The sequence below is a fragment of the Cryobacterium zhongshanensis genome, assembly GCF_022760445.1.
GTDB classification, from domain to species: Bacteria; Actinomycetota; Actinomycetes; order Actinomycetales; family Microbacteriaceae; genus Cryobacterium; species Cryobacterium algoricola.
Map to the genome: position 1 here is coordinate 1,379,585 of NZ_JALGAR010000001.1, position 16,254 is coordinate 1,395,838.

A 16,254-nucleotide genomic window follows, 5' to 3' on the forward strand; every position below is an offset into this window, starting at 1 on the left:
CCGTGACCAGTCTCACCACCGAGAACCACCCCCCGGCTCCCGCCGCCGGCGAGAACACCCCTGCCGGCACCGAGCGGGAGGCCGAACTCCTCGCCCGGGTCCCCGTCGGTCTCTACATCGACGGCACCTGGCAGCCCGGCAGCGGGGAGCCGATCATCGTGGTCGACCCCGCGACCGGGCTCGAGCTCACGCGGATCGCCAACGCGGACGTCGCAGACGGCCGCCGCGCCCTCGACGCCGCCGTCGCTGCCGGTCCCGCCTGGGCGGCGACCGCGCCGCGGGTGCGGGCCGAGATCCTGCGCCGCGCGTTCGACCTGTTGCAGGAACGCCGGGAGGACTTCGCCCTGCTCATGACGATCGAAATGGGAAAGCCGCTCGCCGAGGCCCGCGCCGAGGTCGGCTACGGCGGCGAGTTCCTGCGCTGGTTCAGCGAGGAGGCCGTCCGGATCGGGGGGCGTTACGGGCAGGCGCCGGAGGGCACCGGCCAGATGGTCGTCTCCCAGCGCCCGGTCGGCCCGTGCCTCCTGATCACCCCGTGGAACTTCCCGCTCGCGATGGCGACCCGCAAGATCGCCCCCGCGCTCGCCGCGGGCTGCACGATCGTGATCAAGCCCGCGGAACTCACCCCGCTCACCACGCTCCTCTTCGCCCAGCTGCTCGAAGACGCGGGGGTTCCCGCCGGAGTCGTCAACGTGATCACGACCTCGGACTCCGCGACGGTCGCAGCACCCCTGATCGCAGACCCCCGGCTCCGGAAGCTCAGCTTCACCGGCTCGACCGGGGTCGGCCGGGCACTGCTCCGCCAGGCCGCGGAGGGCGTGCTGCGCACCTCGATGGAACTCGGCGGCAACGCCCCGTTCCTGGTCTTCGCCGACGCGGATCTCGACCGCGCCGTCGACGGCGCCATGCTCGCGAAATTCCGCAACATCGGCCAGGCGTGCACGGCCGCGAACCGGTTCATCGTCCACGCATCCGTCGCCGCCGAATTCGCGCGTCGTCTCGTCGCGCGGGTGGAAGCCCTCCGGATCGGTCGGGGCACCGAGCCGGGGGTGACGATCGGCCCGCTCGTGAACGACGCGGCCGTCGCCAACACCGAGAGGCTCGTGAGCGACGCGATCGATCGCGGCGCCACCCTCCTCACCGGTGGATTCCGTCCGGACGGGCCCGGCTCCTTCTACGCTCCGACCGTGCTCACCGACGTGGCGCCGGACAGCGACCTGCTCCGCCAGGAGATCTTCGGCCCCGTCGTGGGGATCGTGACCTTCACGGAGGAGGACGAGGCGATCCGCCTCGCCAACGACACCGAGTATGGGCTGATCAGTTACGTCTTCACCGAGAACATCGCCCGCGGCCAGCGGATGATCGCCGGGCTCGACACGGGCATGATGGGACTCAACACGGGACTCGTGTCCAACGCCGCTGCGCCGTTCGGCGGCGTCAAGCAGTCCGGGCTCGGCCGGGAGGGCGGACTCGAGGGAATCCACGAGTACCTGTCCCCGAAGTACACCCTGATCCCCGCATCCTGAGGGACCCGCACGACTTTCGAACGACCTCGCAGCATCCACGTATGGAGGAGTTTTCATGACAACCAGAATCGACCGTGACGTCGTCATCATCGGCGCAGGGGCATCCGGACTAACCGCGGCAACGTCGCTGCGCCGGGCCGGTCTCACCGTCGCCGTGCTCGAAGCGCGCGACCGGGTCGGCGGCCGGCTGTGGACCGAGGACATCGAGGGCGCGACCCTCGAGATCGGCGGCCAGTGGGTTTCGCCGGACCAGCACGCGCTCAAGGAGACCCTCGCCGAACTCGGTCTCGAGACCTACTCCCGGTACCGCGCCGGCGAGAACGTCTACATCAACGACTCCGGGGTGCGCACCCGCTTCGAGGGCGAGATCTTCCCGGTCGCCCCGGAGACCCAGGCCGAGATCGTCGCACTCATCGAGACCCTCGACGCGCTCGTCGCCGAGGTGGACCCCGACCGGCCGTGGGCGCACCCTCGGGCGGTGGAGCTCGACCGGATCTCCTTCGCCGGCTGGCTCGCCACCCAGACCGAGGACCAGGAAGCCCGCGACAACGTCGCGATGTTCATCGCCGGCGCCATGCTGACCAAGCCCGCGCACGCCTTCTCCGCGCTGCAGGCCCTGCTGATGGCCGCGAGCGCCGGCAGCTTCAGTAACCTGGTCGACGCCGACTTCATCCTCGACGAGCGGGTCGTCGGCGGGCTCCAGCAGGTCCCGCTGCTGCTCGCGGAGCAGCTCGGCGACGACGTGCACCTCGGCCAGCCGGTGCGCACCCTGCGCTGGGACGACGAGGGTGTCGTCGCGGTCACCGACGGACTCGAGGTGCACGCCCGCCGGGCGATCCTTGCGCTTCCGCCGACCCTGCTCAGCCGGATCTCGTTCGAACCCGCCTTGCCGCGACGCCAGCACCAGCTGCACCAGCACCTCTCGATGGGACTCGTGATCAAGGTGCACGCGGTCTACGAGACCCCGTTCTGGCGCGAGGACGGTCTCTCCGGTACCGCGTTCAGCCCATACGAGCTCGTGCACGAGGCCTACGACAACACCACCTTCGGCGACGGACGCGGCACCCTCGTCGGCTTCGTCTCCGACGAGGCGGCGGATGCCGTGTTCCGGCTCCCCGCGGAGGAACGCCGGGCCCGCATCCTGCTTTCGCTCTCGCACTACTTCGGGGACAAGGCACTCTCGCCGGCGGTCTACTACGAGAGCGACTGGGGCAACGAGGAATGGACTCGCGGCGCATACGCCGCGAGTTTCGACCTCGGCGGCCTCGCCCGCTACGGCGCGGACCTGCGCACCCCCGTCGGGCCGATCCACTTCTCCTGCAGCGACCTGGCCGGCAAGGGCTACCAGCACGTCGACGGGGCGATCCGGATGGGCCGCGACACCGCTGCCGCGATCGCGGCCGTGCTCGAGCCGGTCGCGACGCTGACGAGCGTCCTGGACTAGGCGTCCGCCGGGCGCCGGCTCGCGGTTCGCGGCGTCGGCTACGTCTCGCGGCGTCGGCTACGTCTCGCGGCGTCGGCTACGTCTCGCGGCGTCGGCTATGTCTCGCGGTGTCGCTTCCAGCGCGCGCCGCGAGGCGAGGCGCGCACTCCGAGACGCGCCGTGCGCCGCGAGCTGGAGGCCGCGCCCCGAGACGGATGCTGCACCGCGGCGTGGTCGTGGCGTGATTCCGTTTTCGTGGCGTGTCTTTCATCTCGCGGCGTCGCTTCCGGCGCACGCCGCGACGCGAGGTGCGCACTCCCAGATGGGCCGTGCGTCGCGAGATGAGGCGCGCGCCGCGAGACGGAGTGCGCGCCTCGAGATGAGGCGCGCACCACGAGACTCGGAACGGGCGGACGCTCCCGGGACGGGTGGGCGCTTAGAGCGCGGCTGCGGCGGCGCGCCCCGCGGTGCGTCCGGAGAAGAGGCATCCGCCGAGGAAGGTGCCTTCGAGAGCGCGGTAGCCGTGCATGCCGCCGCCGCCGAAGCCGCTCGCCTCGCCGGCCGCATAGAGCCCGGGAACGGGTGTGCCGTCCTGTCCGAGGGCGCGGGCGGAGAGGTCGGTCTCGATGCCGCCCAGGCTCTTCCGGGTCAGGATGTGCAGCTTGACTGCGATCAGCGGGCCGGCGTGCGGGTCGAGGAGCCGGTGCGGGCTCGCGACCCGGATGAGACGGTCGCCCCGGTAGTGCCGGGCCTGGCGGATCGCCGTGATCTGAGCATCCTTGGTGAAGGCATTGTCGAGCTCGCGGTCGCGGGCGCGGATCTCGCGCTCGACCTGGGCGAGGTCCAACGGAGCATCGGGGGAGAGCCGACGCATGCCCGCGAGCAGGTCGGGCAGGGTGTCGGCGACGACGAAGTCTGCACCGTGCTTCTTGAACGCCTCGACCGGGCCGGGGGCGCCCTTCGTGACCCGTTTGGCGAGGAGGGCCAGGTTTTTGCCGGTCAGGTCGGGGTTCTGCTCGGAGCCGGAGAGCGCGAACTCCTTCTCGATGATCTTCTGGGTGAGCACGAACCAGCTGTGTTCGTAGCCGGTCCGCAGGATGTACTCGAGCGAACCCAGGGTGTCGAAGCCGGGGAACAGCGGCGCCGGCAGCCGGGTCCCGGCCGCATCGAGCCAGAGCGAGGACGGACCGGGCAGGATCCGGATGCCGTGCGCCGCCCAGACCGGGTCCCAGTTCCCGACGCCCTCCGGGTAGTGCCACATCCGGTCCCCGTTGATCAGCCGGGCCCCGGCCTGTTCGCTGATGCCGAGCATCCGCCCGTCGACGTGCGCGGGCACGCCGGACAGCAGTTCCCGGGGTGCGGTGCCGAGCCGGGCCGGCCACTGCGCGCGGACGTGCGCGGGATTGCCGCCGATGCCGCCGCTCGTCACGATGACGGCGGATGCCCGCAGCTCGAAGTCCCCGACGACCTCTCGGGAGCTGGGTGCGCCCCGGGGCGCGTCGCTCGGGGCGAGGATGCTGCCGCGCACGCCGACGACGACGCCGTCATGGGTGAGGAGCTCGTCGACCCTGCGGCGGTGCAGGGCCGTGACGAGCCCGGACCGCACGCCCTCCCGCACCCGCTCGATGAACGGTGCGAGAATCGCCGGGCCGGTGCCCCAGACGATGTGGAACCGGGGCACGGAATTGCCGGGACCGAGGGCCGTCGTGCCGCCGCGTTCGGCCCAGCCGACGACCGGGAAGAAGCGGATGCCGCGGGAGTGCAGCCAGGCGCGTTTCTCGCCCGCGGCGAAGTCCAGGTAGGCCTCCGCCCAGCGGCGCGGCCAGAGGTCTTCCTCACGGTCGAAGCCCGCGGTGCCGAACCAGTCCTGGCGGGCGAGGCTCGCGGAGTCGTGCACCCCGAGCCGGCGCTGCTCGGGCGAGTCGACGAGGAACAGGCCGCCGAACGACCACCAGGCCTGACCGCCGAGTGAGGCGGGCGGCTCCTGGTCGAGCAGGATGACGCGCTTACCCGCGGCAACGAGCTCCGCGGTTGCGACGAGTCCAGCGAGACCGGCCCCGACGACGATCACGTCGGCTTCGCTCGGATCGGCGCGAGGGGATGCCGCTCGGGGTCCGGTCGCGTGCGGGGGAACCGTGCTCATCGTGACTCCAGTGTCAGAAGGGCAGCGGGAGCCGAATGCGTCTCGGGGCCCGCGGGGCGTCGCCTGAGGCGAAGCTGGCTCCATGCTAGCCGGGCGGTTCCCCGGATTCGCGCCACCGGGTGAGCGCGTTTTTGCTGGTGAGGACGATAGGCGTCTGCCGGGGGTCGAGTCCGGGTGGTGGGGTGAGCGAGTAATGGCCGGTGTCGTCTCGGGTGATGCGCCAGTGTTCGTTGTGGAGTCTGAGGTGGTCGGCCCGGCAGAGCAGGATGCCGTCGTCGAGGTTGGTTTCGCCGGTGTCGTCTTTCCAGTGCTCGATGTGATGGGTTTCGGTCCAGGAGGGTGGCCGGTCGCAGCCGGGCCACATGCAGCCGCCGTCGCGGATGGCGAGGGCCGCGCGTTGGGCGGGGCTGAAGGTGCGTTGCTCCCGGCCGAGGTCGAGGCCGCTGCCCTGGTCGTCGAAGGTGACGTCGAGGAGTCCGGTGTCGCAGAGGTTGCGTTCGAGGGTTTCGGTGGAGACGGTGACCGCGGTTCCCTCGATCACGCCCGGCTGGAGCGCGGGTGCCTCGGTCCCGGGGATCGGCCTGGCATCGGCCACGGGTTCGTCCGCGGTTGGAGTCGGGTCGCCAGGGTCCGTTCTATCCTCTGCGGTGCCGGTAGACGCCGTCCCGATGTGAGTGGTCCCGGTCGGTGCGGTGTTTATGGGTGCGGCCCCGGTGGGAGTGTTTTCGGTGGGTGCGGTATTCGAGGGTGCGGTCCCCGTGGGCGCGGTCCCGATGTGAGTGGTTCCGGACTGTGAGGCGCCGGTGGGTGCGGTCCCGGTCGGTGCGTTGCCGCTGGGGGTGGTGTTCCGGGGGCGGATGGTGACCATACGCACGGCGGGGCTGCGGCCGCCGGCGATGCGTTTCGGGTCGGCTTTCACGCCGAGTTTGGTCAGGGCGACGAATGCGTCCGCGGTGAGCTGCTCGGTCGTGCGCGGGTCGTCTTGCACGCGCTTGGCCCACGCCGCCTGTTCCTTGTCCACGAACCTGACCCCGCCGCGGCGGGGGCTGGTGATGGCATCGTAGGTGCTCATCAGGTATTCGCCGTCTTCCGGGGCGAACAGGCCGACCATGCGCACCTGGCCGGTGTGGAGGCGGTAGAACCGCAGGGACCGGTCGTCGTAGGCGGCTTTCTCTCGGGCGGCGATGCCGGCCTCATCGAGTACGTCCCGCACCCGGCGGGCCCGTTTGAACAGCTGGTCCGCGTTCAGGGTTCGTGCGTCGGTGAGGAGCCGGGCGAGGGCGGAGCCGAGTTTCTCCGTAGTGATCGCCCGGTCCAGGTCGCCCAGGCCCTTGCGGAGTGCATCCGCTTTCTCCACGCTGAGCCAGCCCTCGCCGAGGGCCCGGCCGATCGGGGCGTGCCAGGGCGGCACCGCGGCCGCAGGAATCGGCGGTTGCACCGGCGGCAGGTCTGGAGCAGCCCCGTCGAGGGGCGGAGTGTCGTCGAGGAGCTTCTGCGCTTCCGCGGCTTCCCGGGCGGCCTTCTCGGCGGCGTCGGTCTCGGCCACCAGCCGGCCCACTCCGAGGAGCTTGACTGCGTCGCCCTTGCTCGACCCGGAGATCGTCTGCAGCAGGTCCTCAGGGGTCCGGAACCCCTTCCGGGCCGCGAGACCCTTCCCACCGAGTTCGGGACGCGACCGCCGGGCGAGTGTTGCCGCCATCCACGCGGCACGCGTCTCCAGCGCCCGCCGGGAATCTGCGATCAACGCGTGCCCGGCGAGCACCTGCTCGTCGCTGAGTGCGTCATAGTCCGCCGATGACCTGCCCAAGGCCGCGACAGCATCCGGCACCAGCACCGGGGTGGACGCACGGAGAGACGCACCGCCGTGCGGCTGATCGGGTGAAGCAGGCGACTCGGGGAGGTTGCTCATGCCCCCACGTTACGACCGACCACTGACATACTTTGAGCATGCCTCAGGTCTGTGGAAACTCCACCTGATCAGGTATCTGTTGAGGAGAAGCCCGACGCAGCGTGCGCCACAACGACCCCGGTCGCCCACCCACCCGTCTCGGTGAGCGGGCGCTAACTCAGGAAGAACGGGCGGATGCGCGCAGCCTTGCCGCGAGATCCCGGCCGCCGGAGACGGCTGGACTCAGATTTCCTGCATTGACCACCTGGAGGGTCCCGAATTCAGGAGAATGACCCTTGCGCCGACCCAGTGCCCGCAGATTTCCGGGATGCCGTCGGCGGAAACGGGCTCAACTCCTGAATTCGGAACACCGCCGCCCGTGGAGACCAAGGTGGCTGGTGCTGGGGCCGGTGCCGGGGCCGGTGCCGGGGCCGGGCGGGGGTGTGGTCAGTCGTCGAAGGTGTTCAGCATGGCGTGCGCCGCACGCTCGAGGTAGTCCCAGAGCACGGTGCGCTGCAGCTCGGGCAGCTCTGCGGAGTCGACCGCGGCACGCATGTGCAGCAGCCAGCGATCGCGGGCGTCCGGGTTGACCTTGAACGGCTGGTGCCGCTGGCGCAGCCGCGGGTGCCCGCGCTGTTCGCTGTAGGTGCCGGGGCCGCCCCAGTACTGCTCGAGGAACCCGGTGAGGCGCGCGGCCGCCGGGCCGAGGTCCTCTTCCGGGTACATCGGCTTCAGTACCGGGTCGCCGGCGACTCCCCGGTAGAACTCGGTGACGAGCTTTTCGAAGAACGGGCGCCCGCCGACCTGCTCGTAGAACGAGGCCCCGATCTCGGCGCCGTTCTCGCCGTTGCGCAGCAGCACCCTGGCGGGCAGTGCGGGGTCGACCGGGGTCGGGGCGGGGGCGGATGCCGGTGGCTGGGCAGGGTCAGTCATCATGGGATCCCTCGGGGCTCGGGGCGGTTTCGGGAGTCGGCGGGCTCGGGTGAGCGGCATCCGGCGTCGGGGCGTTCGGGGCTGGCGGAGTGGTCGGAACTGCGTTGGTCGGAGCCTTCGGGGTGCGAGGAGCTCGGGCCGTGGGCGCGCGCGGCGCTGGGGTCTGCTGGGTCGCGCCGGGAGCGGCGTCCTCGACCGGGACCTCGTGCTGAACAGCGGACTTGGCCTTGCGGGGCCCGCGCGGGGTCCGGGCCTTCTTGAGCGGAACGGCGTCGATGTGCGGCAGCGGATCGGGCTCCGCGGCTGCGGCGACAGCGGCGATGTCGACGGGGTGCGTGGGCGGCGTCGCATCCGAGCCGTCGTCCGACCCGGTCATCACGACGCTGTTGAGCGGCGTGAGCGAGACCCCGAGGCTGTCGAGCGCGAGCTTGAGGTGCAGGCGGAGGTCACGGGCGAAGTCCCACTTCGCCGATACGCGCACCTTGACGGCGAGCCGGGTGACGAGCGCCTCGGCGGAGATCGACTCGAGACCCCAGATCTCGGGCTTCTCGAGGATGATCGAGCGCCACTTGCGACTCGAGGCGAGCGCCGTCGCGACCCGGAGCATTTCCGACTGAACGGCCTCGACATCCGAGCTGTACGGGATGGGCAGGTCGATGATGACGCGGGCCCAGCCCTGCGACATGTTGCCGACCCGGAGGATCTCGCCGTTACGGACGAACCAGAGCGTGCCGTTCACGTCGCGGATCTGCGTGATGCGGATGCCGACCGTCTCCACGACGCCGGACGCGAACCCGGTGTCGACGATGTCGCCGACGCCGAGCTGGTCCTCCATGACCATGAACAGGCCGTTCAGGATGTCCTTGACGATGTTCTGCGCGCCGAAACCGAGGCCGGCGCCGATCGCGGCCGTGAGCAACGCGAACGAGCCGAGGATGTTCGGGGCCAGCACCTGCAGAATCATCAAGCCCGCAATGATCACGACGAGGACATTGACGATGTTGGTCAGCACCGAGCCGAGTGTGCGGGTGCGCTGCACGACGCGCACGGCGGCGACCGGGGACACGTTGAGTGCCCGGGTGTCGTCGACCTTCTGCGTGCGCTTGACGCCCGTGACGATCTGGATCACCACGCGACGGATCACGAACTGCAGGATCCAGTGCGCCGCGTAGGCGACGACGAGGATTCCCAGTACTCCCAAGAGCTGCGGGGGGAGTGTTATCGAGAAGTATGTGACGATTTCAGTCCAGAGGTTTTCCCAGTTCATAGCGCTCCGAGTCTACCGAGAGCCGCCCGGGCGAACCCTGAGCGCCCCGCCACAACACAACGGCCCCGCCCCGGTGAGGGGCGGGGCCGTCCGGCGTGCGGATGTCGCCCGTGGCTACTCGGCGTCGCGCGCCTGGGCCGCGAGGGAGCGTTCCACTCCCGCCAGGTTCTCGATCACGAGGCGACGCAGCGCGACGGGCTCGGGGTTCGCATCGAGCCAGGCCCGGGTCGCCTCGACGAGCGCCTGGTTGGCGAGCGGGGACGGGTAGAGGCCGATGATGAGCTTCTCCGCGATCGAGAAGCTGCGGGCGACCCAGATGGGCTGCAGCATCGCGAAATACTTGTCGACGAACGGCTCGAGCAGCGTCGTGTCGTTGGCGCGCAGGAACCCGGCCGCGGTGACGCGCACGATCGTGTTCGGGGCGGTGTCGGTCTCGATCAGGGAATCCCAGGCGGCCTGTTTGGCCTCCGCGGTCGGGAGCGCGGCGCGGGCCTGGGCGGCCGACTGGGCGCCGGTCGCGGTGTTGTCCGCGGCGTGGGCCGCGTCGATCTCCGCGAGACCGGCCTTGCCGCCGGCGGCGAGGGCGATGAGCAGTTCCCAGGCGAGGTCGGTGTCGATCTCGAGGCCCTCGAGCGGGACGCTGCCGTCCCGGAGCGCCTGGACGTTCGCGAGCTGGCTGTCGGTCTCGGCGACGGATGCGAAGAACTTCACGAACTGGAACTGCGCGTCGCTGCCGGGTTCGGCGTGCTGGGCGAGGGACCAGAGCGCATCGCCGACCTCGGTGAGGATCGAGGCCTGGAACGCGGAGGCTACGTAGTAGTTCGCGGCGAGCACGAGCTGGCCGAGCACGGTGCGCAGGGTGGTCGACTCGGTCTCGCTCGCGATGTTGCCGAGCACGAGGCTCACGAAGTCGCGGGCACCGGTCTCGGCGTCGCGGGTCGCGTCCCAGATGGCGCCCCAGACGATGGCGCGGGCGAGCGGGCTCTCGATCGCGGCGAGGTTCTCGAGGGCGACCTCCTGCGAGGCCGGGTCGAGCCGGATCTTCGCGTACGCGAGGTCGTCGTCGTTGAGGAGCACGAGGGCCGGGCGGGCGCGGCCGACGAGCTCGGCGACATCCGTCGTCTCGCCGTCGACATCGATCTCGACCCGGTGGGTGCGCACGAGCTGGCCGTTGACGAGGTCGTAGAACCCGATCGCGAGGCGGTGCGGGCGGATCGTCGGGTACTCGGCGGTCGCGCTCTGCAGCACGGCGAAGCCCGTGATGACCCCGGCGGCGTCCACGGTGATCTCCGGGCGGAGGGTGTTGACGCCCGCGGTCTCGAGCCACTTGGCCGCCCAGCCGGAGAGGTCGCGGCCGCTGGAGGCCTCGAGCTCGACGAGGAGGTCGTTCAGCTCGGTGTTGCCCCACTGGTGCTTGGCGAAGTAAGAGGCGACGCCGGCGAAGAACTCGTCGCGCCCGACCCAGGCGACGAGCTGCTTGAGCACGGATCCGCCCTTGGCGTACGTGATGCCGTCGAAGTTGACGAGCACGTCATCGAAGTCGGTGATGGTCGCGACGACGGGGTGCGTCGACGGCAGCTGGTCCTGCTTGTACGCCCAGCTCTTCTCCATCACGGCGAAGGTGGTCCAGGCCTCTGTCCACTCGGTCGCTTCGGCGGTGGCGATGGTCGAGGCCCACTCGGCGAAGGACTCGTTGAGCCACAGGTCGTTCCACCACTTCATGGTGACGAGGTCGCCGAACCACATGTGCGCGAGTTCGTGCAGCACGGTGACGACGCGGCGTTCCTTGATGGCGTCCGTGACCTTGGACCGGAAGACATACGTCTCGGTGAACGTGACGGCTCCGGCGTTCTCCATCGCGCCCGCGTTGAACTCCGGCACGAAGAGCTGGTCGTACTTGTCGAACGGGTACGGGTAGTTGAACTTCTCCTCGAAGTAGGCGAAGCCCTGGCGGGTCTTCTCGAAGAGGTAGTCGGCGTCGAGGAACTGGGAGAGGCTCTTGCGGCTGAACAGGCCGAGGGGGATGATCCGGCCGTCGCTCGAGGTGAGCTCGCTGCGGATGACCGCGTACGGTCCGGCGATGAGCGCCGTGATGTAGCTCGAGATCGTGTGCGTGGGCTCGAAGGCCCAAGTCTTCGCGCCGTTGCCGGCATCGGTGGGCTCTGGCGTCGCCGAGTTGGAGACGACCTCCCACGCGCCGGGCGCCGTCACGGTGAACTGGAACGTGGCCTTGAGGTCGGGCTGCTCGAAGACCGCAAAGACACGGCGCGAGTCGGGCACCTCGAACTGGCTGTAGAGGTAGACCTCGTTGTCGACCGGGTCGACGAAACGGTGCAGGCCCTCACCGGTGTTGGTGTACTCGGCATCGGCGACGACGGTGAGGGTGTTCGAGGCCTCGAGACCGTCGAGCTGAATGCGGATGCCGTCACTGACGGTTGCCGGGTCGAGGTCGACTCCGTTGAGGGTCACCGCGTGCACCGTGCGCGTGATCGCGTCGATGAACGTCGAGGCACCGGGGGTCGCGGTGAAGGCGACCGTCGTGGTGCTCGCGAAGGTCTCGGGACCCGTCGTGAGGTCAAGGCTGATCGCGTACGTCTGCACAGTGACGAGCGCTGCGCGCTCCTGGGCTTCGATCCGGGTGAGGTTCTCTCCTGGCAACGTTTTCTCCATCTCAGTTTCGACCGGCGCTTCTGGCGCCGGTCGCACGTCTCTTAAGCCTACCGATCCCTGGCGGCACCGTCGGTGCCTGCCTGGTAGCCGTCGACCGTTAGAGTGGCTGGCGTGAACCGGACCGACCGTCTCTACGCGATCGTGGAAGAACTCCGAGCGGTCGCACCACGGCCACGCAGTGCGGGGTGGCTGGCCGGGCGCTTCGAGATCAGCTCGCGCACGATCGAGCGCGACATCAGTGCACTTCAGCAGTCCGGGGTGCCGATCTGGGCCGAGCCCGGCCGGACCGGCGGCTATTGCCTGGACGGACGGCGGACACTCCCGCCGGTCAACCTCACTCCGGACGAAGCCGTCGCCCTGTCCGTCGGTCTCCGGCTGCTCGAGGACACGCCGTTCCGGGCCGCCGCGCGTTCCGCCCTGCCCAAACTGCTCGCCGCGATGCAGGGGGACGACGCGCGCGCCGCACGGGAGCTGGCCGGGCGCATCCACCTGCTCGGCGACGGGCATCCGCTCCCGGCGGTTCCGCACAGCGTGGCGAGTGCCCTGTCGACCGGCCGGGTGCTGCGACTCGGCTACCGGGACACGGACGGCGTCCTGACCAGGCGTGACGTCGAACCGCTCGGCTACGTCGGGTCTCCGACGCACTGGTACCTGCTGGGGTGGTGCCGGCTGCGCGACGGCGTGCGCGCCTTCCGCGTCGACCGGATCGTGTCCGTGTCGGTGACCGCCGAGACGCCCGATCCCCGCCCACTGGCCAGGGACGACCTGGACATCCCGTACGGCGTCGTCACCCGGCTCGACCTGGGGTAGGCGAGTGGCACGACGGCGGGCCGGTGTGCCCGGCCCGCGCCCTACCGGTCGTGGCCGGCGAACCTGGCGACGGCATCCGCTGTCACGGGTGTGAAGAAGTTGAGCAGGGTGCCGTCGGGGTCGCGCACCAGCAGGGAACGATTGCCCCAGGGCATGGTCGTGGGCACGGTGACGACATCGGTGAGCCAGGGGGAGAGCCGGGCGAACTCGGCGTCGACGTCTGCGACGAGGAACTCGATGATCGCCGTGTGGTTGTCGGCCGGGTGCGCGGCACCGGGCCCGAAGAGGCCGACGGTCCGCGTGCTGCCGATCGCCAGAGTGCCCGTCGGGGTGCGCACCTCGGCGAAGTCATCGGTCGACCAGGTGGCCGGTGTGTGGAGTGCGCGTTCGTAGAAAGCGACCAGGCGCTTCACGTCGTCGGTGATCAATCGAACGGATACGAGGTTCATCGGTACGGTCCTTGTCTGGTCGGGAGCATCCCGGCAGGAGCCAGTCTCGAGCCCGATTGCGACAACCCCCTGTCGGTGTTTAGCGGCAGAACACGATCCAATAGGGTCGAGGCATGGAATTCCCCGCAGCGCCCCGACTCGTCGGAACCCGCGTCACCCTCGAACCACTCGCCGCCGAGCACGCGGCCGAACTCGCCGTCGCCGTGGCGGAGGGCGAGCTGTGGCGCGCCTGGTACACGGCCGTCCCCCGACCGGAGTCCATGGCCGCCGAGATAGACCGGCGACTCGCGCTCGCCGCGTCCGGGCAGATGATGCCGTGGGGCATCCGCCTGGCCGCGACCGGGGCGATGGTCGGCATGACGACGTTCATGCACCCGAGCCCCGACCAGCAGCGGCTCGAGATCGGTTCGACATGGCTCGGCACGAGCGCGCAGGGCACCGGCGCCAACCGGGAGGCGAAACTGTTGCTGCTCGGCTACGCCTTCGACGAACTCGACTGCATCGCGGTCGAATTCCGTACGCACTGGCACAACCGGCAATCTCGCGCCGCGATCGCCGCCCTCGGCGCGAAGCAGGACGGCGTGCTCCGCAGCCACTCCGTCGGGCCGGAGGGCGCCCTGCGCGATACCGTGGTGTTCTCGATCATCGCGAGTGAGTGGCCGGCCGTGCGCCTCGGCCTCCGTGAGGGTCTCGCCCGGCATGCGGCGCCCGCCGAAAGCCCCGGTGCCTGAGCGCCGAGCCGAAGCGACCGGCGCAGCGGATGCCGTCGGTCCCGCCGCGCCGTAGGCTGACGGCAATGACATCCCCCGCCGCCTCTGCCGCAGCCCTCCTCTCCGCCTATGACGCCCAGCTCCGCCTCTGGGTGCCCGCGGTGCCGCCCGCTTTCCCCGTCTACGAGCTCGAGGGTCCCGTGTTGCGGATCGTCGGCCGCACCCGCGGCTTCGTCGAGACGGCGCGGGACGTGGGCGTGCGCGGCGCGGACCTCGACGCGCTGATCCGCCGGCAACGTGACGTCTTCGCGGCCCGTGGCGAGGCCGTCGAATGGAAGACCCGCGGCCACGACCTTCCCGCCGACCTGCCGGAGCGGCTCGAAGCGGCGGGTTTTGCGGCCGAGGACCGCGAGACGGTCGTGATCGGGCTGACCGCGCCGCTCGCATCCGCCCCGACCGTGCCGGATGGGATCACCCTGCGCCGGGTCACCGCGCGAGGGGACTTCGAGCGGATCGCCGCACTGCAAACCGAGGTCTGGGGCGACGACCACGCCTGGCTCGCCGACGACCTCGAGTCGAGCGTCGGGGAAGCCGGCGACGACGTCGTGATCATCGTTGCCGAGGCGGGGGACCGGCTGGTCTCCTCCGCCCGCCTGGAATTCCAGCCCGGCACCGACTTCGCCGGGCTCTGGGGCGGGTCGACCCTCGCGGAGTGGCGGGGACGGGGCATCTACCGCGCCCTCGTGGCCGAGCGGGCCCGGCTCGCCGCCGAACGCGGCGTGCGGTACCTGCAGGTCGACGCCTCGGACGACAGCCTGCCGATCCTGCTGCGCCTCGGCTTCGAAGCCGTCACGACGACGACGCCCTACGTCTGGACCCCGGCGAACCTGTGACCGGGAGCGCGGCGGGCTACCAGGCGGCGGGCTTGTAGTCCTTGAGGAAGACGCCGTAGAGGTCCTCGCCGGCTTCGCCGCGCACGATCGGGTCGTAGACCCGCGCCGCGCCGTCGACGAGGTCGAGCGGGGCATGGAACCCTTCCTCGGCGAGGCGCAGCTTGGTCGGGTGCGGCCGCTCGTCGGTGATCCAGCCGGTATCGACGCTCGTCATCAGGATTCCGTCGTCGAGCATCTCCTTCGCGCTCGTGCGGGTGAGCATGTTGAGCGCGGCCTTGGCCATGTTCGTGTGCGGGTGGCCCGGCCCCTTGTAGCCGCGGCCGAAGACGCCCTCCATCGCCGACACGTTGACGATGTAGGTGCGCCGGGCAGCGGATGCCTTGAGCGAGGCCCGCAGGCGGCTCACGAGCAGGAAGGGTGCCGTCGTGTTGCAGAGCTGCACCTCGAGCATCTCGAGAGGGTCGACGTCTTCGACGTTGGCGGTCCAGCTGTTCACGGCGTGCAGGTCGGGCACGAGCCCGCCCGCGTCGATCGCGGTACCCGCGGCGTGCCGGGCGAGGGAGGACGACCCGGGAGCGAGCGCGAGCGCGGTGAGGTCGTCCGCGGTGAGGGCCTCGGTCGCAGAGACGGTCGCCGCGGCGAGGATCGGGTGGCTCGTGACCGACGCCGCGAGGGCGCTCGGGTGAGCGTCGTTGGTGTGGCCGAACGTGACGATCTCCGGCACGGAATCCGCGGGCAGCGGGGAGGACTCGGCCTCGACGAGCATCGAGTACGAACCGGGGGAGCGGCGCACGGTCTGCGCCGCGTTGTTGATCAGGATGTCGAGGGGCCCTGCTGCCGCGACGGAGTCGGCGAGGCCGATCACCTGGGCGGGGTCGCGCAGGTCGATGCCGACGATCCGCAGCCGGTGCAGCCAGTCGGCCGAGTCGGGCATCGCGGTGAAGCGGCGCACGGCGTCGCGGGGGAACCGGGTCGTGATGGTGGTGTGGGCGCCGTCGCGCAAGAGGCGGAGGGCGATGTACATGCCGATCTTGGCGCGGCCGCCGGTCAGGAGCGCGCGCTTGCCGGTCAGGTCGGTGCGGGCGTCGCGCTTCCCATGGCTCATCGCCGCGCAGGCCGGGCAGAGCTGGTGGTAGAACGCGTCGACGAGGGTGTACTTCTGCTTGCAGATGTAGCAGGCCCGCGGCACGAGCAGCTCGCCGGCCGAGGCCCGGTCGGTGCCGAGGCGCAGCTGGGCGCCGATCGTCTCGTCGTCGATCCGGGTCGGGGCTCCGGTCGCGGTCGCCGCGATGACCTCGCGGTCGGCCTCCGCGATCAGGGCCCGCTTCTCGCCCCGGCGCACCTGCTTGACCGACTTGAACATCTTGGCGGTCGCCTGGCGCACGGTGACGAAGTCCGGGTCCTCCTGGTCGAGCGCGGCGAGGGAGGCGAGCACCCGGAGGGCGGTCTCGAGGTCGCCGGGGTCGATGCTCGGAACGGGCACGGACTCTGCGGAAGGCTCGATGGTCATCCGTCAATAGTACGGGCAGCACCCGGACGCCC

12 protein-coding genes are annotated in these 16,254 nt (G+C 70.5%); 5 read left to right on the forward strand and 7 right to left on the reverse strand.

Translation table 11 applies throughout. From position 1 onward, the window contains the following. Positions 1–116: 116 nt before the first annotated feature. A complete protein-coding gene (locus MQH31_RS06230; protein ID WP_243011685.1) occupies positions 117–1,526 on the forward strand; it encodes an NAD-dependent succinate-semialdehyde dehydrogenase in 1,410 nt (469 codons plus the stop codon). A 55-nt stretch (positions 1,527–1,581) separates the two neighbouring features. Then, positions 1,582–2,970, forward strand: coding sequence for a flavin monoamine oxidase family protein (locus tag MQH31_RS06235; RefSeq protein WP_134532208.1), 1,389 nt, complete (start codon positions 1,582–1,584; stop codon positions 2,968–2,970). Between the two features lie 415 nt (positions 2,971–3,385). Here MQH31_RS06235 and MQH31_RS06240 read toward each other — a convergent pair whose 3' ends face one another. The 5 genes from MQH31_RS06240 to pepN all read right to left on the reverse strand — a co-directional run bounded on the left by MQH31_RS06240 (position 3,386) and on the right by pepN (position 11,838). Further along, complete coding sequence (locus tag MQH31_RS06240; RefSeq protein ID WP_243011334.1) at positions 3,386–5,092, reverse strand: FAD-binding dehydrogenase; 1,707 nt, start codon at positions 5,090–5,092, stop codon at positions 3,386–3,388. An 85-nt stretch (positions 5,093–5,177) separates the two neighbouring features. After that, the gene (locus MQH31_RS06245; RefSeq protein ID WP_243011335.1) at positions 5,178–7,001 is read right to left on the reverse strand and encodes an HNH endonuclease signature motif containing protein; all 1,824 of its coding nucleotides are present in this window, start codon (positions 6,999–7,001) and stop codon (positions 5,178–5,180) included. 426 nt (positions 7,002–7,427) lie between these two features. Further along, complete coding sequence (locus tag MQH31_RS06250; protein WP_372488130.1) at positions 7,428–7,913, reverse strand: globin; 486 nt, start codon at positions 7,911–7,913, stop codon at positions 7,428–7,430. Continuing rightward, positions 7,906–9,180, reverse strand: coding sequence for a mechanosensitive ion channel family protein (locus tag MQH31_RS06255; RefSeq protein ID WP_243011336.1), 1,275 nt, complete (start codon positions 9,178–9,180; stop codon positions 7,906–7,908). Before MQH31_RS06255 ends, MQH31_RS06250 begins: the two co-directional genes overlap by 8 nt. Positions 9,181–9,294: 114 nt before the next feature. Further along, positions 9,295–11,838, reverse strand: a complete 2,544-nt coding sequence (gene pepN / locus MQH31_RS06260) for an aminopeptidase N (protein ID WP_243011337.1) — start codon at positions 11,836–11,838, stop codon at positions 9,295–9,297. Positions 11,839–11,961: 123 nt separating this feature from the next. Between pepN and MQH31_RS20850 the strand changes: the two genes are divergently transcribed. Next, positions 11,962–12,660 (forward strand): helix-turn-helix transcriptional regulator, encoded by a 699-nt coding sequence (locus MQH31_RS20850; RefSeq protein WP_243011338.1) that lies wholly within the window; start codon positions 11,962–11,964, stop codon positions 12,658–12,660. Positions 12,661–12,701: 41 nt separating this feature from the next. Here the strand turns inward: MQH31_RS20850 and MQH31_RS06270 are convergent, their stop codons facing one another. Next, positions 12,702–13,109 (reverse strand): VOC family protein, encoded by a 408-nt coding sequence (locus MQH31_RS06270; protein ID WP_243011339.1) that lies wholly within the window; start codon positions 13,107–13,109, stop codon positions 12,702–12,704. A 113-nt stretch (positions 13,110–13,222) separates the two neighbouring features. Here MQH31_RS06270 and MQH31_RS06275 point away from each other — a divergent pair, with 113 nt between their 5' ends. Together MQH31_RS06275 and MQH31_RS06280 are read left to right on the forward strand one after the other, a co-directional pair. Beyond that, a complete protein-coding gene (locus MQH31_RS06275; protein WP_243011340.1) occupies positions 13,223–13,840 on the forward strand; it encodes a GNAT family N-acetyltransferase in 618 nt (205 codons plus the stop codon). A gap of 65 nt (positions 13,841–13,905) precedes the next feature. Continuing rightward, the gene (locus MQH31_RS06280; RefSeq protein ID WP_243011341.1) at positions 13,906–14,712 is read left to right on the forward strand and encodes a GNAT family N-acetyltransferase; all 807 of its coding nucleotides are present in this window, start codon (positions 13,906–13,908) and stop codon (positions 14,710–14,712) included. 16 nt (positions 14,713–14,728) lie between these two features. On the opposite strand, the gene MQH31_RS06285 is transcribed toward MQH31_RS06280, so the two are convergent. Beyond that, the gene (locus MQH31_RS06285; RefSeq protein ID WP_243011342.1) at positions 14,729–16,222 is read right to left on the reverse strand and encodes an SDR family NAD(P)-dependent oxidoreductase; all 1,494 of its coding nucleotides are present in this window, start codon (positions 16,220–16,222) and stop codon (positions 14,729–14,731) included. Between the last annotated feature and the right edge of the window lie 32 nt (positions 16,223–16,254).